Below are 18,952 nucleotides of genomic sequence, written 5' to 3'. Positions count from 1 at the left end.
AGTATCGGGCAAATACGCCTAACCAAATCAAGAGAAACCCTTAGGCTGTCGCTACCTTACGTCGCTGGAGTAACCAGTGATTCAACCAGAGCGAGGCCGCCATGATCAGTGCGCCCAGCAGTAGTCGAACGATATCGGCCTCACGGCTCCAGATGACAAGATTAACCAATAACCCGGCCGGGATGAGTGCATTATTCATGATCGCCAAAGTACCGGCATCGACGCGGGTAGCGCCTTGGTTCCAGGCAAAATACCCCACACCAGAGGCGGCCAGACCAAGCCAGGCAAGCACTCCCCACTGCAGCGGTGTGCTGGGTAACGCCGCACTATTGCCGAACAGTAAATAAGCCGGTAGTGCAACGACCATGGCGCCAATGAAAAACCATCCAAAAACGTTATGCCACGCAAGGTCAGCCGGCAAGTCTGCGGCCAAGCGGCGATACCCAACCTGGCCTAGCGCAAAGCAGAGATTGGCCCCCTGGACCACAAAAAAACCGAGCCAGAAGCCGCTGTCGATCCCGTCATAGCGAATGACAGCAGCCCCCACAACGGCCAATAGCGCGGTAAGTAAGTAGATAGGCGTGAAACGGCCAAACAACAGATCATCCAGTAAAGCGATATACACCGGCGTAAAGATGGTGAAGAGCAGCACTTCTGGCACTGAAAGCAGTAGAAACGACTGATAAAGAAAGGTGTACATCACCCCAAGTTGAATGGCGCCAAGCGCCATCAGCGTAATACGCTGTTTGCCGCGTAGCAGGCTGGGGCGCAAAAAGGGTAAAAAAACCAGCATCGCCAAGGTTACCCGCACAAGCACCGCGAAATAACTATCGACCTGCCCCGCTAGATAAACCCCGATTAAAGAAAAGGAAAACGCCCAAAGCGCTGTCACGCTAATTAGATAGCCCACCGTAAACCTCGTTTCTTAGAAATAGTTTACGCAAATTATACGGATTTCTTAGGGCCTGCCAACAGGTAAACCAACAACCAAGCAATAAGTTAACGACGCTGGAGCCACACAAGTGCATAGATAACCCCAGGCAGCCAACCCAGCAGCGTTAACACAATGCCAATAAGCAGGCGCGTGCCTCCCGCGCCGGTGAGCCCCAGTGCTAACGGCGGGAGCAAAACAGCCAGGGCGAGATAGGCTGCCTTGAGTGCGCCTGGCTCGCTATCCGCACGCCTGGCCGAAGGTTGATCAGCACTTGAGTGAGGCTCGCTAAGCGTGATGTCAGGCCTTACAACTTGCGCATCGGGGTTGGCGACATGCGGATGGGGCGCCGACGATGGTTTAGGAGGCGTAAAGTGCTCTACCGCCACGTGCGCCTGCTCGGCAGGCGTTGCCTCAAGTGTCTCTTTTCGATGTGCCTGCTTATCAATTTTTTGCTCTAGTTCGCTGGCATCTTTCGCCAGCTCGTCGTGATAGCGCTCCCAATCCTCCCAATCATGAGGGGTACCCGACTTGGGCCGCTGCTCCCCTGCCCCGCGGGCTCGCTCCCAGGATTTTTCCTCAAGGGTATTGGGGCGGTCAGATTCCCGCTCGACACCGACGCCTTTGCGGTTCAGGTATTCGCGTGCATCCATGTAAAGCTCCTTTGAGTCACGTTCAGCAAAGCGTTGAATAGGCGTGGCGTCCACCTACATCAACTACGCCTAAATCATCTACAGTGAGTAAATACGTTTAAGACGTTACTCACCCTATTATCGAATAACATCATAAACGTTGCACTTAGCCACGATGCCTTCGCCAAATGCTGCACACACAAGTAAGGTAAATGAAAGTGTGCGTAAGGAGTGCCAAGATGAAACATCCAAGCCCGCATATTGTCCGCGATATCATGTCCAAGGATTGTTACCGCGTCACGCCATCTACCTCAATTACCACGCTGTCACAGGGGCTGGCACTTCATCGCCTGCCTGGTGTGCCGGTAGTCGATATGGCAGATCGATTAATCGGCTATATTTCTGAGAAAGATGTACTAGGCCGTGTGCTTGACTGCTTATACCATGACCATGAGTCGCCACTGGTGGGTGAGCTAATGCGCGAAGAGGTGCTTACCACCACACCTAACAAAAGCATCACAGACCTTGCCCAGGAAATGCTCGGAGACAAACCCAAGGTTTACCCGGTGGTTGAACAACAGCGACTCGTCGGCATCGTGACCCGGCGCGATATTCTTATGGCCTTGTTAACCATTCGCCGCCATTGATAACGATGTACGTAGGAAAAAACAGTGGCGCATAAAAAAACCGCTGCCCAAAAGGCAGCGGAAGCAAGGGATCGAGAAACAATAGCTAGGACAACACTATTAGCGACTGCTATCGCTACGTTGTCGTACTACTTCAGACACCTTGCGTCGAAAAAGTTCGCCATCGTTTAAAATTTTTGTCTTCAAGAGGTCGCGCGTATACTTAAACATTCAATTCATGAAAGAGCACAGGAGTGGATGCATGGCACTGTACCTACTGGTACTCGGCGTCTGCCTGCTGGTGATAGGTGCTGTTTTATTAGCCCTGATGACGGTAGGTACGCCGCGCTACCGTACCGAGCCAAAGGATTTGCTGGCACTGTTTGACAAGGCCCTGAATAGCCAAGTGAGCGAAGCCGAGTGGGATACGATTATCGGCTATCCAATACGTCATAATGACTATCTGGACGGCATTCGACGCAGAGCGTCGCGTTTAATGGAGCTGCATGGGCGACGCTGGCAAATCGCCCAAGGCAAACCGCTGTTAAATCAGGAAGGGCAAGCGGAGCTACAAGTATTACGAGATCATCTGGCGGCTCATACCGCCTTGCGTCAAACGTAGATGCGGTTGAAAGCGCCGAGGAGACAACCTGATGCCCAGTACTATTCGCAAAATACCGCTGGCGAGCGCAACCCATCATCACGCACATGACTTTCACCAAATTGTGATTACGTTGTGTGGTTCCTCGGAGTTTGAAATTGAGGGGCTCGGCGGACGTGTAAATGCGTTCTCAGGCTGTATCGTGCCTGCCAATCACGAGCACTACTACTCAGGCCATGGGCATAACCGGCAGTTGATTATTGATCTGCCAGAAAATGCGCCCGCCCTAACAGGTGAACACCGCGAGTTGGTCGCCCTGTTTGATGTCCCACGTTTTTTTGCGTTAGATAACCCTTTACGCCACTACCTGGCGTTTATGGAAAGCGAGCTTGCCCAAGGATTCGATACCTCTCCTGTCTCGTTTCAGCAAGACCGTTTGGCCGCCACACTACTGGGCTCGCTCAAAGCGCGCCTTGGGCATACCCCATCGGCTTCTCTGCGCAGAATTGATGTCTCTCTTATCGACCGCTTTATTAACCGTCACTTGGCCGATGAGCTGCGCGTTGCTGACTTGGCCAGGCTTGCCTGCCTAAGTGAAGCCCACTTTTCAGAGTGCTTCCGTAATCAGACAGGACTTTCGCCTTGGCAATACGTTAAGCGCCGACGACTTCACGCGGCTCGTCAGCTGATTTTGCAAAGTCGGTTGCCGTTAACCGACATTGCCATTCAAACAGGATTTTCCAACCAGAGCGCACTCTCTCATGCGTTTCGGCGCAGCTACGGCATATCGCCCCGTGCTCTACGCCAAGAGGCACCGGTTTCGCTAACGACAGCATCCTCCACTATGCTCAAAAAACCATTGGCAGCATCAAGCACACACTACTAAGGTCGCAAAGTAGCCTTGCTTGCCGCGAAATTGACACGTTTTACCGAGAAAACGACATACACCGAAACACAGACCACTCTACATTCGAGCGCAGCTTGGGCGAAATGCCCTACCACCTACTCGTTTTATGTAAATTTACGGGGGCCTCAATGCTCAACGCTAAAAACATGCGTGACTCTGCCACCTGGCAAACGGACCTTGATACGCTGATGGCTCAGGTGAGCGACCACTACCTTGTGGACGAAGAAACCTACGTCAGCGAATTAATCACGTGGCTGGATGCGGATCGCGACGACTTTTCCCGCATTGAAGCCAACACCGCAGCGCTCATCCACGATGTTCGTGCAATGGACACGGCGGTAGATACCATTGATGAGCTCCTACAGCAGTACAGCCTGGATACCCACGAAGGGCTAATGCTGATGTGTCTGGCTGAAGCGATGCTGCGTATTCCCGACAAAGCCACCGCTGATGCGCTAATTGAAGATAAGCTTGGCCCCGCTGACTGGCAATCTTATGCCGGCAAAAGTGAGTCGTGGATGGTGAACGCCTCCACATGGGGCCTGTTAATGACCGGCCGTGTCTTGAAGCTTGATCATCCTAAAGATGGCCAACCTGCGACGTTTATTAACCGCATGGTTAATCGTATGGGTGAGCCTGTGATTCGTCGCGCGATGGTTGAAGCGATGAAAATCATGGGCAAACAGTTCGTATTGGGCCGTGATATTAAAGAAGCGTTAAAACGTTCCAAGCCGCTATTCAATAAAGGTTACACCTACTCCTACGACATGCTGGGTGAAGCCGCACGCACCCGCGATGATGCCAAACGCTACTTTGACGACTACGCCCGCGCCATAGAGCAGGTGGGTAAAACGTCCCAGCACTTAAGTGATAAAACGCCCAAGCCTTCGGTATCGATCAAACTCTCAGCGCTGCATCCCCGCTATGAGTTTGGTCGCCGCGAACAGGTGCTGGCAGAGCTGGTTGATACACTTATCAAGCTGGTATCCAAAGCTCGCGAGCTGGATGTGGCGGTCACCATTGATGCCGAAGAAGTTGACCGTCTGGAGCTTTCGTTGGAAGTTTTCCGCGACGTTTACTCAAGCGATGCGGTTAAAGGCTGGGGACACTTTGGACTGGTCGTGCAGGCGTACTCCAAGCGCGCCCTGCCGGTACTGCACTACATTAATCGCTTAGCGGATGAGCAAGGTGATGAAATTCCGCTGCGTTTAGTGAAAGGCGCTTACTGGGATAGCGAAATCAAGGAGTCTCAACAGCTGGGTGTCGACGGCTATCCCGTCTATACCCGCAAGGCGTGCACGGATGTTGCCTACCTGGCCTGTGCTCAGTTCCTGCTGTCAAACGATACCCTCGGGCGCATTTTCCCCCAGTTTGCGACCCATAACGCGCATACGGTTACGACTATTCTTGAATTAGCCAATCACGATAGTCGTCCGTTTGAGTTCCAGCGTTTGCACGGCATGGGCGAAGCCCTTTATGAAGCTGCCTTGAAGCGCGCTCCCCAAGGTACGTACTGCCGCATTTACGCGCCAGTCGGCGCGCACAAAGACCTGCTACCCTATCTGGTTCGCCGCTTGCTGGAAAACGGCGCGAATTCGTCGTTTGTTCACCAATTGGTCGACCCCGAAGTACCGGTGGAATGGCTTTGCCAGCACCCCATAGAGGCTCTGCGTAAGCAGGCATCCTTAGCCAATACGCAGATTCCGCTACCCAAGGATATTTACGGATCCAAGCGGCGCAACTCGCGAGGCGTCAACCTGAATATCCGCAGCCACTTCTATCCGTTAATGGATAAGATGGCCGTCTTTATGGATAAGCAGTACCCGGTCAAACCGCTGCTGGCGTTCGATGTGGCGGACGATGCTGCCAATACCCACAACGTGACCTGCCCCTTTGATCGCCGTCAAAGCGTAGGCAGCGTTCAGTGGACAACTAAAGAACAGGCCACCAAGGCGCTTGACGCTGCCTGGAATGCCTTCCCGCGCTGGGAAACCACGCCGGTTACCGAACGCGCTGCCGTACTGCGCCGTTTGGCTGACCTGTTGGAAGAGCACATGCCGGAGCTTATGACCCTTTGCTCACGCGAAGGCGGCAAGCTCTTAACGGACGGTGTGGACGAGATCAAAGAAGCCGTCGATTTCTGCCGCTATTACGCCATGCGCGCGGAAGACTCCTTCGGCGAGCCGATTGAGCTGCCTGGTCCGACCGGTGAATCCAACCAGCTAATCATGGGCGGTAAAGGCGTGTTTGCCGCGATCAGTCCGTGGAACTTCCCGGTAGCGATTTTCTGCGGGCAGATTGTTGCGGCGGCGGTTGCGGGCAATACCGTGCTGGCCAAGCCTGCCGAGCAAACGTCAATTGTCGCCCACCGGGTGATCGAGCTGCTTTATGAAGCGGGCTTGCCACGCGATGTGGTTCAGTTGCTGCCAGGCGATGGCCCGACCGTGGGCAGCGTGCTGACCTCTGACCCGCGCATTACTGGCGTGGTCTTTACCGGCGGCACCGACACGGCGCAGATCATCAACCGTGCCTTGGCTGCGCGTGAAAATGCGCCGCTGCCCACGCTGATTGCTGAAACCGGCGGCATGAACGCCATGATCGTCGACTCCACCGCGCTTCCCGAGCAGGTCGTGGTGGATGTTATCCAGTCTGCGTTCCAAAGCGCTGGTCAACGCTGCTCGGCATTGCGAGTTCTTTACCTGCAAGACGACGTTGCCGACCGCGTCATCACGATTTTAAAAGGCGCAATGAACGAGCTGCGTATCGGTGATCCGCGCGATTTGGGTACTGATGTTGGCCCGGTGATCGACGAGGAGGCGCGCAAGGGCCTGCTTGAGCATATCGAAAAACTTAAAGGGGAAGATCGCCTGGTCGCCGAAACGCCCATGTCAGCCGAGCACACCGAAAACGGTACCTTCGTGGCCCCCGTGGCCTTTACTATCGACAGTATCAATGCGTTAACCCGCGAACAATTCGGCCCTATACTGCACATTGTGCGCTATAAGGCCAGCGAGCTTGACCAGGTGATCAGCGATATCAATAGCCGGGGTTACGGGCTAACGTTTGGTGTCCATAGCCGTAATGAATCCTTTGCTGCGGGCATTGCACAGAAAATTCGTGCGGGCAATGTGTACATTAATCGTAATATCATTGGGGCCGTAGTAGGCGTTCAACCCTTTGGTGGACAAGGGCTTTCAGGTACAGGCCCTAAAGCAGGCGGGCCGAATTACCTGCAGCGTTTTATCACTGAAAAGACGATTACTAACAATACGGCCGCTTTAGGCGGGAATGCGTCCTTGCTGGCGCTAGGCGATGAGTAAATAGCTCATCTAAATGGAAAACCTGAACTCCTCAAAAAGGATCTCTCATGGTTGAAAATAAAAGCGTAACGGCCTTTACATGCCCCCTCCACAGAAGGGGGGCATTAGGCACAGGGAATATGGCAAATAAACGCTTGAAACCTCTTTTTGACGGTACCTTCGCCAAATGTTTGCAGGTCACAGCGTGAACAAGAGGCTGGGTTAACAAGAAATAGGGTTAACAACAATAAGTCTGTGCTATTACCAAGCATGGCTCGGTAAGCGCACTCACCGGTCGGTGCTATCCGACTTGATAAACGGGAGAATTTCATGGCTATTGGCGTTTGGATCAGCCTTTTTGCTTACTTTGCGCTGATGATCGGCATCGGGCTTTATGCGATGCGCACATCGACATCCACCTCTGAAGATTACGTGCTAGGCGGTCGTACCTTAAGTCCTAAAGTAGCCGCTCTTTCAGCGGGTGCCTCAGACATGAGTGGCTGGCTGCTGCTGGGTTTACCTGGCGCGATGTTTGTATCGGGCCTGGGCTCTGCCTGGATCGGCATCGGTCTGTTCGTCGGGGCCTTCTTCAACTGGCTTCTGGTTGCACCCCGCCTGCGTGAACAGACCGTTCACTATGGCAATGCAATCACCATCCCGGCCTTTTTGGCTAACCGATTCCCGACCCGGGCAATGTCGCTGAAAACGGTCTCGGCGATTGTCATCGTCATCTTCTTCGCGGTCTACACCGCGTCAGGCCTGGTGGCTGGCGGTAAGCTATTCGAAAGTGCGTTTTCTGGCTTGGTGAATGTTGGTGGCCTAAGCGATTATGCAACCGGCATCATCATCACGCTGGGCGTGGTACTTGTCTATACCGTAGTGGGCGGCTTTTTGGCCGTAAGCCTGACGGACTTTGTACAAGGCTGCATTATGATGCTGGCGCTAATTATCATGCCCGCAGTGGTGCTGTTCGGCGAAGGCGGTGGGGGCTTCAGCCAAGCAACCCAGACCCTTAATGAAGTCGATCCAACGCTACTGTCGTGGACAGAGGGCTTGACCTTTATTGGCTGGCTCTCGGCGGTGACCTGGGGGCTGGGTTATTTCGGTCAGCCGCATATTATCGTGCGCTTTATGGCTATCCGGCATCTGAAAGATGTGCCTACCGCCCGTAATATTGGTATGGGTTGGATGGCTATTTCCCTGATTGGCGCCATCTCGCTCGGTATTTTTGGCCGGGCTTACGCTATTCGTAATGGCCTGGAAATTCAGGATCCCGAAACTATCTTTATTATCCTGGCAGAGCTTTTATTCCATCCGCTGGTGACCGGCTTCCTTTTTGCGGCCCTTCTGGCGGCAGTGATGAGTACTATTTCCAGCCAGCTTCTGGTGGCGTCTTCATCACTGACAGAGGATATCTACCGCCTGTTCCTGAACAAACAAGCATCGGAAAAGCAGACCGTTACCGTTGGCCGGATTTGTGTCGTGCTGGTAGGCCTGATAGCCGCCATTATCGCCTCTGATCCAGAGTCACAGGTACTCGGCCTGGTGAGTAACGCTTGGGCAGGTTTTGGTGCCGCTTTCGGTCCCTTAATCATTCTGTCACTAATGTGGCCACGCACCAACGGAGCGGGCGCCATTGCAGGCATGGTAGTAGGTGCTCTCACCGTTATTATCTGGATCGCACTGGGTTGGAACGGCGAGTTTATGGGTGGCCCCGGCATCTATGAAATCATCCCCGGCTTCATCGCTTCTTTCATCGCCATTATGGTGGTAAGTAGCATGACCGCTGATGCCGGTGAATATCAGCGTATTGAGTCCTAACGCAGTAGATAAATAGAGCGTTACCAGGGCCACCGCGAGGTGGCCTTTTCGTATTGCACAACGGTACTAACAAACGCGCAACTGATCGGTCACCCGTCGGTCATCGCTTTTGGATGCGTCACCAACGAATTCTGACGCAACGCATACAAGGCGACGTACTACCGATTAATTCTCGGTAACCAGCTGGTCGACTTTCTCAAAAGCACGCACGACCAGCCATTGGTCGCTGGGGCGTACTTTTTCCTGAATAAGATAGGCGGCCATTGCCGGGGCTACCTCGCATTTCGCAGGCATTGGCGCTTTCGCTTCGGCGAGCGCATTCAGCCGTGCCACGAATACAAAACGCACCCATTGGGGCAGCGACATCGTATCAATACAGAAGGGTTCCTGGCTTGCGAACGCCGTTACATCCGGCGTGGGGACGCGCCATAAATTGGCGGCCTTCATGGCGGCTTCAAGCTCAAGAAGCGCGGTTTGAAGCTGTTGATGGACGCTCATATACACCTTGTATCAAATCAGTTTGGTTAATGCCCATTATCCCAACTCTGTCCACGAGTTACCACTTTATCCCCCGCCAACTTGGGTTATTCACCGATTCACAGAAAACCTGCAAGAGGCTGTGGATAAACTATGGAAAGGTCTCGCTAACGCTACTCTCAAGAGGCTTGCAGGAAGTTGTTCATTTTTTGATCATCCGTATAAAAAAGCACCAATTTATCGACCGTTACGGCTGACACTGTGCAGCGGTCAAGGTAGAGTGCAGACTTGCAAAGCGGAAGGACATCATGCAACCGATTCAGACCATTGATGATTTTTTTACACGTAGTGGCGCCGAGGTTTCGCTCTATTATATGGGCCGACGCGTGAGTTCCTGCTCGCGTGACACACTGAGTCGCTTTGAGCGTGGCCAATGTGCCTGGCCCGAGCCCTGGCAAGGTCAGGCACGCTTCGCGGCCATATTTCGGCTAGGCGACATGCCCGAACCGGCGATATGGTTTTTATCGCTTCCTCTTGACGAGCAGGGGCTGCTCTCCCCCGCTCAGCGCGATGGATTTTTAAATCGCCTGATGGAAACCCTGGGGAAAAATGTTGCATACGTAGGCCAGAACGCTAAAGACGTGGATCATTTAATGACGGATAATCCGCTCGCCTTTACGCCTAACGTAACCTTCCAGGCAGTGCTCAACGCCTTCGCAACGCAAGAGCGTGAACTGCCCGCCAGCCAACATTTCGAGCCTGTTGAAGCCTACCTGACCGGCCAGCAAACCATTGACTGGCAAGCACTAGGGCTTCAAGGAATCGCCGATTTCACGGCACGCATGGATGATTCCCAGGCCAACACCCTGGCCCCCCGGCTCGCCACCCTACCCACTAGCGTTGTGCACTCACTCTGCTACTGTTTAGAGCATCAGCCTCTAGCAGTGGCGTCGATAGTGTTGGCGCTGCGTGAGATAGGTGAAAAAGCGGCGAGTGAAGGCGATGTTGAAACGCTCTGCGCCTGTATTCGTGCGGTGGGTAGCACGTGCCAACCAAGCGTAGGCGACTGGTATACAAGCTTGCTGGAAGACGCTCATGCGTGTGGACCCGATGTACTGGCTGCGATGGCTGGTCGCGGTTGGCTCTTACTGGAAGACGCGCATCGTTTACCGCTTTTCCTGAGCCGCTTGGCGGAGGATGAACGGACCAACTTTTCTGCGGTCGTGCGCGACCTTGCTTTAATACCGCGTTTACGGCTACCAATAATGGTAGCGTTACGAGATGCCCCTAACGGTTCGGCCATACAGCGACGTATGGCGGCCATGACATCAGCGGCTAGCCGTTAAATGGGCAGCGCTATTAACGAATTTCAAGGAGTCAGCCGTGAAGGAACTACCCTACCAGGCTAAAGCGGTTATTGGCCGTCGCGAGATGGTGACGTTGCCTGAGCTGGGGCTTCACCTATGCTGTAAGGCAGATACCGGGGCACGTACATCAGCACTACATGCCGAGGAAATTGAAACACATGAAGATGAGCATGGGCAGCTATGGATTAGCTTTATCACCCATAGCGGTGGGCCAGAAACGCCCGCTCATCGCCTAAAAATGCATCTGCATGATAGACGCCGGGTGACCAGCTCAAATGGGCATAGCGAATGGCGATATGTTGTTCGTACGATGATGGAAATGGGCCAGATGAGCTTTCCTGTTGAATTGACATTGACAGATCGCAGCAATATGCGTCACGCCATGCTATTAGGGCGCCGCGCCATGCGCCGCCTGCTAGTGGCCCCGGGCGCTGCATTTTTACATGGCGAGCCTTAAATTAATGACGATTAGCCCTTTATTTGGCCCGGAGTCCTGAATGCATATCGCACTACTGTCACGTAATCGCAATTTGTACTCGACACGTCGCCTCATCGAGGCTGCTGAGCAGCGTGGGCACTCGGCCCGTGTTGTTGATACGTTGCGCTGCTACATGAGTATTGCATCTCACCACCCTTCTATTCACTACAAGGGGCAGGAAATTGAGCCGTTCGATGCTGTAATCCCGCGCATTGGCGCCTCAGTAACGTTCTATGGCTGTGCGGTACTGCGTCAGTTTGAAATGATGGGCACCTACGTTATTAATGACTCCGTTGCCATTACTCGCTCCCGTGACAAGCTGCGCTCGCTCCAGCTGCTTTCGCGCAAGGGACTTGGGCTGCCGATTACCGGCTTTGCCCATTCGCCGGATGATATTCCGGACCTGATTACCATGGTTAAAGGCGCCCCACTGGTCATCAAACTGCTGGAAGGCACGCAAGGCATCGGCGTTGTATTGGCTGAAACCAACCAGGCTGCGGAATCGGTGATTCAAGCGTTCATGGGCATGAAGGCCAACATCATGGTTCAGGAGTACATCAAGGAAGCTCGCGGCGCGGATATACGCTGCTTTGTTATTGGTGATAAAGTCGTCGCTTCCATGAAGCGTCAGGCAGCAGAAGGCGAGTTCCGTTCTAATTTACACCGGGGCGGCACGGCCAGTGTTATTCGGATTACGCCGGAAGAGCGCTCAACGGCCATTCGGGCAGCCAAAGCCATGGGCCTACGCGTTGCGGGGGTCGATCTTTTACGCTCTAACCACGGGCCGGTCATTATGGAAGTCAATTCCTCACCAGGCCTTCAGGGTATTGAGAACTCAACCGGTAAAGATATTGCAGGCTTGATCATTGAACATATTGAAAAAAATGCCTCTCCAAATCGTAAAGCGCCGCCCAAGCCTAAAGGTTAAGGGAAAAAACCAAAAATAATCCGTATGAGGGGTGGCAAATATTTGCTGCCCCCCCCACAATCTGCGTCACCGAAGGAGGTAGACGCTCATGTTTCTCGACAATCGCCAAGTGGCGATGGACAGTGTGTTAGAAGCGCTGGCCGACAGCATTGATTATTTCCAGGACAATATCGAACGCCTGCGCCCCTCGCTGCGTGATGCGCTGAAGCCGCACTATACAGCGCGCTTAAAGCAGATGCGCTCTCTCCAGGAACTTGCACGGGCACATTTAAAGATGCTGCCGCGAGATGCTGACGTTGAACGCGATGATTTTTTATGGCTATGGAGCCGTCTAAAAAGCTTTGTGGGCAACGATAGCCAGGTATTAATCAACGAGCTGTTAGAGCAAGAGCGAGTTTTGATGCAGGCACTATCTACCCTGTTTACCCACCCGCTACCCGACCCCATTGAGCCGGTGGTGGATGAGTGCATGCAGGGGTGCCGTAAGCTTATTCGCGAGCTTTATACGCTGCAAAAACGTAAAGCAAAGCGCTAAGCTCTATAAAACTTGTTCTGGTTCCAGCCTATCAAGCGTCGGCGCAGTGAATGGCACGACGTTTTGAAGCTCAATGGGTTCGGGTGGGCCCAGAAAGTAAGGCTGCCGATTCCATATATAGATATCGCCCAGCGTCGCAACTCGCGCCAACCATTCGCGCGCTCTCAAACGCCACTCATCGGCTGCAGGGTTCTCTTCTGCAACGCATCCCGTTACATCCAACCCAAGTGCGCGACCAATAAATATCGCGCGCGGCAAATGCCAGCTTTGGGTCACCAAAAGCGCCTGCTCAAGCTGAAAAACGTCGCGGGCTCGCGCCAGCGTATCGTAGGTGCTAAACCCCGCAAAATCCATGGTGAGCTGCTCGGCAGGTACGCCTCGTCGATGCAAATCACGCCACATGGCACGCGGCTCGTTATATGCTTGGGTACGATTATCCCCCGACAGCAACAAATGAGACACGCGCTGCTGGTTGGCAAGCAGGGCTGACGTACGCATGCGGGCATGAAAATGCGGGTTACGTAGACCACTGCGAGTCCAGTGGGAGGTGCCAAATACAATCCCTACATCCGCAGGGCGACACTCAAGCACTTGGCTTTCGATGTAGCGTGCCGTGCTACCTACTACCCATAAATTACCGCCTACAAATAGCAATGCCGCCAGCAGCAATAAAGCTCCTAGCGACATTAGCAGGCGTTTGATCCACCTTAGCAAGACGCTGTGCATCCGGCTATCCTGAGGCGCTTAGAACATGCCAAGCTCAAGTTTCGCCTCGTCGCTCATCATGTCACGGTTCCAGGAAGGGCTGAACACAATCTCGGTATGGACCTTGCTAATCTGGGGCGCTCCGAGAATTTTATTACGTGCATCTGCCGCAATGACATCCCCCATCCCACAGCCAGGAGCGGTCAGCGTCATACGGATCGTCACGACCTGCTCGCCCGTAATCAGTCGCTCAATACGGCACCCATACACTAGCCCGAGATCCACGATATTCACCGGAATTTCTGGATCAAAGCAGGTGCGTAGCTGGTCCCATACAAACTGCTCTATTTCTTCCTCGCTGGCATTTTCGTGCAGGGTCGGGCGCGGTAACGCCTCAAGCCCCAAGGCATCTAAATTGCGCCCCTCTATGAGATAGAGGCGCCCTTCAAAGCCAACACTGACCGAGCTGCCCTTGGCTTGCATCACGCTAACAACGCTATCTTCCGCCAGGATATCCGTTTTCCCAAAGGGAATCGCAATAGCTTCCACGTCACGCTGAAGTGGCAATTTCTGGCCCCGCTCAAGGCTCGCGATTTGCTCGATGTCCATAGCTTTCTCGTTACTCATAGATTGCCTTAACGCACCATGCCAATAACGCGATTGAGAGCGGCAATAAACACCTCCACTTCTTCGAGGGTATTATACGCCGCAAACGATGCTCGGCACGTAGCATCCACGCCAAAGTGTTGAAGCAGCGGCTGCGCACAGTGATTACCGGTACGAATGGCGACGCCTAACTGATCGATCAACAGACCAATATCCTGGGAGTGTGCACCGTCAACAACAAACGATAGCACCCCGGCTTTGTGCGGCGCGGTTCCCACAATCCGCAATCCATCAATGCGCTTTACGCCTTGAGTAGCATGTTCAAGCAACACCCCTTCCCACTCTCCAATCGCCGCGACGCCAACACCTTCGATCCACTCAAGTGCGCGGCCCAAGGCAATGACTTCAGCAATGGCGGGGGTGCCTGCCTCAAACTTATGCGGAATATCCGCAAAGGTAGTGCCAACGTCAAAGGAGACCGTCTTGATCATCTCACCACCGCCTTGCCAGGGCGGCATGGATTCAAGCAGTGCCTGCTTACCGTAAAGTACGCCGACGCCTGTTGGCCCGTAAACCTTGTGGCCAGAGAAGGCGTAAAAATCGGCATCAATCGCTTGTACATCCACTTCCTGATGAGGTGCCGCCTGCGCGCCGTCAATTAGAATGACCGCACCATGCTGGTGGGCAAGTGCCGCCATCTCTTTTACCGGATTAATGGTTCCCAGTGCGTTAGACACATGGTTCACGGCGACCAATTTAGTGCGCTCGCTTAACAGCGCACGGTAAGCCGCCATATCCAGTGCCCCCGTTTCATCCACCGGAATCACTTTAATGGTAAAACCACGCTCAGCCGCCAATAGCTGCCACGGTACAATATTGGAGTGATGCTCAAGCAGTGAGATCAATACTTCATCACCTGCTGCCAGGTGGGTACGACCCCATGATTGAGCCACCAGATTAATGGCTTCCGACGTGCCACGCGTGAAGATAATCTGGCGCGCCTCTTCAGCATTGAGAAACGCTTTAACACGCTGGCGTGTGTTTTCATACGCCACCGTCGCCTCATCGGCCAGCGTATGCAGGCCACGGTGAATATTCGCGTTATAGCGCGAGTAGTAATCGCTAAACACGTCTATTACCTGCTGAGGCGTCTGGCTGGTAGCAGCGTTATCCAAATAGACCAGCGGCTTACCATGCACTTCCCGACGAAGGATCGGGAAGTCATTGCGTAGTGCCAGAACGTCAAAAGGTGCCTGGCCATTCGCTGTCGCTTTCTCAAGTACCGTAGACGACATTCATCACTCCTTAGTAGGCCGTAGAACTTAGTCGTTGAGCGCGACGGCCGTTTCTACCAGGCCAGCCAGGTTAAAGCGTTCCGGCAATTTACCGGCAACCGCAAGCTCTACGCGCTCAGCGACTTCATCCAGCGTCACTTTATCCAGCACTTCACCGGCAAAGGCCAGGGTCAACAGCCCCCGCGCCGTCGCCTCATCGATACCACGCGTACGCAGCGCGTAAATAGCCTCTTCATCCAGCTGACCGGTCGTGGTGCCGTGAGAGCACTTCACATCGTCGGCATAAATTTCAAGTTCAGGCTTGGCATCAATCTGGGCGCGGTCAGACAGCAGCAGGTTCTGGTTGCTCTGAAAGCCTTCAATCTTCTGGCTATCGCGCTTAACGTACACCTTGCCATTAAACACGCCATGCGCACGGTCATCCAGGATGCCTTTGTAGTTCTCATTGGAGAACGTCAAGGGCGCGTTATGATTGACCTTGGTGTGGTTGTCCACGTGTTGACGACCCTGACCGAAGAACAAACCAAAGAAGTTGGTTTCGGCCCCCTGACCATTAAGGTCACTGATCAGGTCGTTACGCACCAGCGCACCACCCAGATTCAGGTTATACGAGGTGTAACGGCTATCGCGCCCCTGCTCAACATGCATGCTGGCAATATGCATGTCGTTAAGCGGTGCTTCCTGAAGCTTGTAGTGGTTCAGGATAGCGCCGCGGTCCAACATAAATTCGCCCACAATGTTGGTGAAGTTGGCTGCGTCCTGGTCACCACAATAGTGCTCAATCAACGTGGCTTCACTGCGACCACCCGCCTCAACCAGAATACGTGGATGGCTCATCACCGGCGCACTGCTCGCCTTGGAGAGAAACTGCAGCACGATAGGCTTATCGACCACTGTACCCGGCGCGATACGCACCACAGCGCCCTCTTCCATAAACGCGGTGTTCAAGGCTGCGAAGGGAGAGAAATCCACGCCAGTTAAGCGGCCAAGTGGGCCACCCACCGCTTCGTGATTTTCAGCAAGCGCTTTTGACAGTGGCATAACATGAACGCTCTGGGGCAGTGCGTCGATATCCGACAGCGCTGGGGCGTAAACACCATCAACAAACGTTAACCGATAAGCCGCGACAGGTAGCGTTAATGCTGCTGCCTGAGCGGGTGAGTAGTCGCCATTATCGGCCAGTGTAAAGTTACCCTGAGCGATGGTGCGAACATCGGTATATTTCCACTCTTCATCACGGCGCGTGGGAAAGCCCAGCGCTTCAAAGCGAGCAGCACCCGCTTGGCGACGCGCAGCAATCCACGACGGCTCCGTTTCGCGCTGCTGGCTACGCGCTTTTAGCGTGTCCAGAAAGGTTTGCGTATCGCTCATGCCACAGACTCCTCAATACCTTCGTATCCGTTAGCCTCTAGCTCTTTGGCAAGCTCGGCATCACCGGTTTTAACAATACGGCCGTCAACCAGGACGTGGACTTTATCAGGAACGATATAGTCAAGCAGGCGCTGATAGTGGGTTACCAACAGAATCGCGCGCTCTTCGGCACGCAGGCTGTTAACACCGTCGGCGACCACTTTCATGGCGTCGATATCAAGGCCGGAGTCGATCTCATCCAGCATGGCGAGTTTAGGCTGAAGCACCAGCATTTGGAGAATTTCGTTGCGCTTTTTCTCGCCGCCAGAGAAGCCTTCGTTAACCGCGCGCTGCAGGAAGCTGGCGTCCATTTTCATAGAGCCAAGCTTCTCTTTCACCAGCTTCATAAACTCAGGCGCCGGCATATCTTCTTCACCGCGCGCCTTGCGCTGGGCGTTCAGCGCTGACTTCAACAGGTAAATATTCTTTACCCCCGGGATCTCAACCGGGTACTGGAAACCCAACAGCAAGCCTGCCTGGGCGCGCTCTTCAATTTCCATCTCAAGTACGTCTTTACCTTCAAAGGTGATGCTGCCCTGGGTGACCTCGTAGCCATCTTTACCTGCAATCACCGCTGACAGGGTTGATTTACCCGCGCCGTTAGGCCCCATGATGGCGTGTACTTCACCGGCGTTGATGGTCAAGGTAAGCCCTTTAAGGATCTGCTTGTCTTCAACGGTGACGTGTAAATCAGTTACTTGCAACATAGTCATAAACCTTCTAATTCTGGCGAGTCGCTGGCGCGACGCGTATCAAAGTAATGTGTACGGCAATCCGGCTAAACGATTAGCCTACCGCGCCTTCCAATGTCACGTTCAAGAGCGCTTCAGCCTCTACCGCGAACTCCATCGGTAGCTCCTGGAAAACATCTTTACAGAAACCGTTAACAATCATACTGACCGCATCTTCCTCGGAAATACCCCGGCTCCGGCAGTAGAACAGCTGATCTTCACCAATTTTTGAGGTGGTGGCTTCATGCTCAATCGTTGCCGTGCTGTTACCGATTTCCTGATACGGGAAGGTGTGAGCGCCACACTTGTCGCCAATCAGCAGCGAATCACACTGCGTGAAGTTACGCGCGCCTTTGGCACGCGGGCCAATTTTCACCAGGCCGCGATAGGACTGGTCGCTCTTACCTGCCGAAATACCTTTGGCCACGATATAGGAACGCGTGCCTTCACCAATGTGAATCATCTTGGTACCGGTATCGGCCTGCTGGCGCCCGTTAGTAACGGCAACGGAGTAGAACTCACCAATGCTGTCTTTACCGCGCAGCACGCAGGAAGGATATTTCCAGGTAATGGCCGAGCCGGTTTCAACTTGGGTCCAGCTAATGCGTGAACGCGCGCCACGGCAGTCGCCACGTTTGGTCACGAAGTTATAGATGCCGCCCTTGCCGTTCTCATCACCGGGGTACCAGTTCTGGACGGTAGAGTATTTGATGTAGGCATCATCTAATGCGACAAGCTCAACAACGGCCGCGTGCAGCTGGTTCTCATCGCGCATCGGCGCGGTGCAACCTTCCAGGTAAGAAACCTGAGCACGGTTTTCGCAAATGATCAGCGTACGCTCAAACTGGCCGGTATTGGCCGCATTGATACGGAAGTACGTCGATAGTTCCATCGGGCAGGTAACGCCTTCAGGAACAAATACGAACGAGCCGTCGGTAAACACGGCTGAGTTAAGCGCGGCAAAGTAGTTATCGGCCACCGGCACGACGGTACCCAAATACTGCTTGATCAGCTCGGGATAATCGCGGATTGCCTCAGAAATGGAGCAGAAGATAACACCGGCTTCTGCCAGTTCCTTTTTAAAGGTCGTCGTTACGGATACTGAATCGAATACCGCATCAACTGCAACGCCGGCAAGCGCCGCCCGCTCGTGTAGTGGAATACCCAGTTTTTCGTAGGTTTCCAGCAGCTTGGGATCTACTTCGTCGAGGCTTTGCGGGCCATCTTCGGGGCGCTTGGGCGCACTGAAGTAGGAAATCGCCTGGTAGTCGATAGGCGGATAATCAAGATGCGCCCAGGAAGGCTCTTTCATGGCCAACCACTGGCGGTAAGCGTCAAGACGCCACTCAAGCATCCACTCCGGCTCACCCTTCTTCTTGGAGATAAACGCGATGGTATTTTCGTCTAGACCGGGTGGAAGCGTGTCGCTTTCAATATCGGTTACAAAGCCATCTTTGTATTCGCGACGAACCAACTGTTCCATTTCTTCGGTTGCCATGGTGTTACCCTCCGGGCAGTTGGTGGCGAGCACCGCTCGCCGTCAATTATAAATAAATGCGTATCAACGCTTATCGGGATTTGCGTATGTTCAGAACCCTGTATA

The 18,952-nt window shown here is 53.7% G+C and carries 18 protein-coding genes; 9 read left to right on the top strand and 9 right to left on the bottom strand.

Going from position 1 to position 18,952, the window contains the following annotated elements:
• Nucleotides 1-40 precede the first annotated feature (40 nt).
• Both ACT3T7_RS13415 and ACT3T7_RS13410 read right to left on the bottom strand, forming a co-directional pair.
• Complete coding sequence (locus ACT3T7_RS13415) at nt 41-910, bottom strand: carboxylate/amino acid/amine transporter (protein WP_444622482.1); 870 nt, start codon at nt 908-910, stop codon at nt 41-43.
• Nucleotides 911-999: 89 nt separating this feature from the next.
• Entirely contained in the window at nt 1,000-1,584 is a 585-nt protein-coding gene (locus ACT3T7_RS13410) for a YqaE/Pmp3 family membrane protein (RefSeq protein ID WP_193055120.1), read from the bottom strand.
• A 218-nt stretch (nt 1,585-1,802) separates the two neighbouring features.
• Here ACT3T7_RS13410 and ACT3T7_RS13405 point away from each other — a divergent pair, with 218 nt between their 5' ends.
• From ACT3T7_RS13405 to putP, 5 genes are all read left to right on the top strand, one after another.
• Nucleotides 1,803-2,210: a CBS domain-containing protein gene (locus ACT3T7_RS13405; RefSeq protein WP_441679222.1), complete on the top strand. Its 408-nt coding sequence runs from the start codon at nt 1,803-1,805 to the stop codon at nt 2,208-2,210.
• Nucleotides 2,211-2,451: 241 nt separating this feature from the next.
• Complete coding sequence (locus tag ACT3T7_RS13400; RefSeq protein ID WP_192527717.1) at nt 2,452-2,811, top strand: hypothetical protein; 360 nt, start codon at nt 2,452-2,454, stop codon at nt 2,809-2,811.
• Between the two features lie 31 nt (nt 2,812-2,842).
• The gene (locus ACT3T7_RS13395; RefSeq protein ID WP_193055121.1) at nt 2,843-3,676 is read left to right on the top strand and encodes an AraC family transcriptional regulator; all 834 of its coding nucleotides are present in this window, start codon (nt 2,843-2,845) and stop codon (nt 3,674-3,676) included.
• A 149-nt stretch (nt 3,677-3,825) separates the two neighbouring features.
• The gene (gene putA, locus ACT3T7_RS13390) at nt 3,826-7,017 is read left to right on the top strand and encodes a bifunctional proline dehydrogenase/L-glutamate gamma-semialdehyde dehydrogenase PutA (RefSeq protein WP_444631279.1); all 3,192 of its coding nucleotides are present in this window, start codon (nt 3,826-3,828) and stop codon (nt 7,015-7,017) included.
• 309 nt (nt 7,018-7,326) lie between these two features.
• Nucleotides 7,327-8,817 carry a sodium/proline symporter PutP gene (gene putP / locus ACT3T7_RS13385; protein ID WP_193055123.1) on the top strand — a complete coding sequence of 497 codons (1,491 nt, stop codon included), beginning with the start codon at nt 7,327-7,329 and terminating at the stop codon, nt 8,815-8,817.
• 165 nt (nt 8,818-8,982) lie between these two features.
• Here putP and ACT3T7_RS13380 read toward each other — a convergent pair whose 3' ends face one another.
• Nucleotides 8,983-9,315 (bottom strand): YqcC family protein, encoded by a 333-nt coding sequence (locus tag ACT3T7_RS13380; protein WP_172118353.1) that lies wholly within the window; start codon nt 9,313-9,315, stop codon nt 8,983-8,985.
• A 287-nt stretch (nt 9,316-9,602) separates the two neighbouring features.
• Here ACT3T7_RS13380 and ACT3T7_RS13375 point away from each other — a divergent pair, with 287 nt between their 5' ends.
• The 4 genes from ACT3T7_RS13375 to ACT3T7_RS13360 all read left to right on the top strand — a co-directional run bounded on the left by ACT3T7_RS13375 (nt 9,603) and on the right by ACT3T7_RS13360 (nt 12,602).
• Nucleotides 9,603-10,640: a DUF3549 family protein gene (locus ACT3T7_RS13375; RefSeq protein WP_444631278.1), complete on the top strand. Its 1,038-nt coding sequence runs from the start codon at nt 9,603-9,605 to the stop codon at nt 10,638-10,640.
• A gap of 37 nt (nt 10,641-10,677) precedes the next feature.
• Nucleotides 10,678-11,118: an ATP-dependent zinc protease family protein gene (locus ACT3T7_RS13370; protein WP_444631277.1), complete on the top strand. Its 441-nt coding sequence runs from the start codon at nt 10,678-10,680 to the stop codon at nt 11,116-11,118.
• A 40-nt stretch (nt 11,119-11,158) separates the two neighbouring features.
• The gene (rimK, locus tag ACT3T7_RS13365; protein ID WP_087111618.1) at nt 11,159-12,067 is read left to right on the top strand and encodes a 30S ribosomal protein S6--L-glutamate ligase; all 909 of its coding nucleotides are present in this window, start codon (nt 11,159-11,161) and stop codon (nt 12,065-12,067) included.
• An 88-nt stretch (nt 12,068-12,155) separates the two neighbouring features.
• Nucleotides 12,156-12,602 carry a hypothetical protein gene (locus ACT3T7_RS13360; protein ID WP_172118319.1) on the top strand — a complete coding sequence of 149 codons (447 nt, stop codon included), beginning with the start codon at nt 12,156-12,158 and terminating at the stop codon, nt 12,600-12,602.
• A gap of 3 nt (nt 12,603-12,605) precedes the next feature.
• Here the strand turns inward: ACT3T7_RS13360 and ACT3T7_RS13355 are convergent, their stop codons facing one another.
• From ACT3T7_RS13355 to sufB, 6 genes are all read right to left on the bottom strand, one after another.
• Nucleotides 12,606-13,328 (bottom strand): SanA/YdcF family protein, encoded by a 723-nt coding sequence (locus ACT3T7_RS13355; RefSeq protein ID WP_444631276.1) that lies wholly within the window; start codon nt 13,326-13,328, stop codon nt 12,606-12,608.
• An 18-nt stretch (nt 13,329-13,346) separates the two neighbouring features.
• Complete coding sequence (sufT, locus tag ACT3T7_RS13350) at nt 13,347-13,916, bottom strand: putative Fe-S cluster assembly protein SufT (RefSeq protein ID WP_172118354.1); 570 nt, start codon at nt 13,914-13,916, stop codon at nt 13,347-13,349.
• A gap of 26 nt (nt 13,917-13,942) precedes the next feature.
• On the bottom strand, nt 13,943-15,208 hold the full coding sequence (locus ACT3T7_RS13345) for a SufS family cysteine desulfurase (RefSeq protein ID WP_441679219.1): 1,266 nt from the start codon (nt 15,206-15,208) through the stop codon (nt 13,943-13,945).
• 27 nt (nt 15,209-15,235) lie between these two features.
• Nucleotides 15,236-16,579 carry a Fe-S cluster assembly protein SufD gene (gene sufD, locus ACT3T7_RS13340; protein WP_172118322.1) on the bottom strand — a complete coding sequence of 448 codons (1,344 nt, stop codon included), beginning with the start codon at nt 16,577-16,579 and terminating at the stop codon, nt 15,236-15,238.
• The gene (sufC, locus tag ACT3T7_RS13335; RefSeq protein ID WP_172118323.1) at nt 16,576-17,325 is read right to left on the bottom strand and encodes a Fe-S cluster assembly ATPase SufC; all 750 of its coding nucleotides are present in this window, start codon (nt 17,323-17,325) and stop codon (nt 16,576-16,578) included. Before sufC ends, sufD begins: the two co-directional genes overlap by 4 nt.
• 79 nt (nt 17,326-17,404) lie before the next feature.
• Nucleotides 17,405-18,847 carry a Fe-S cluster assembly protein SufB gene (gene sufB / locus ACT3T7_RS13330; RefSeq protein ID WP_172118324.1) on the bottom strand — a complete coding sequence of 481 codons (1,443 nt, stop codon included), beginning with the start codon at nt 18,845-18,847 and terminating at the stop codon, nt 17,405-17,407.
• Nucleotides 18,848-18,952: the final 105 nt, after the last annotated feature.

The sequence above is a fragment of the Halomonas sp. 111 genome (genome assembly GCF_052379685.1).
GTDB classification, from domain to species: domain Bacteria; phylum Pseudomonadota; class Gammaproteobacteria; order Pseudomonadales; family Halomonadaceae; genus Vreelandella; species Vreelandella citrativorans.
Note: the sequence above shows the minus strand (reverse complement) of the source record. Positions and strands in the feature narration are given on the sequence as shown.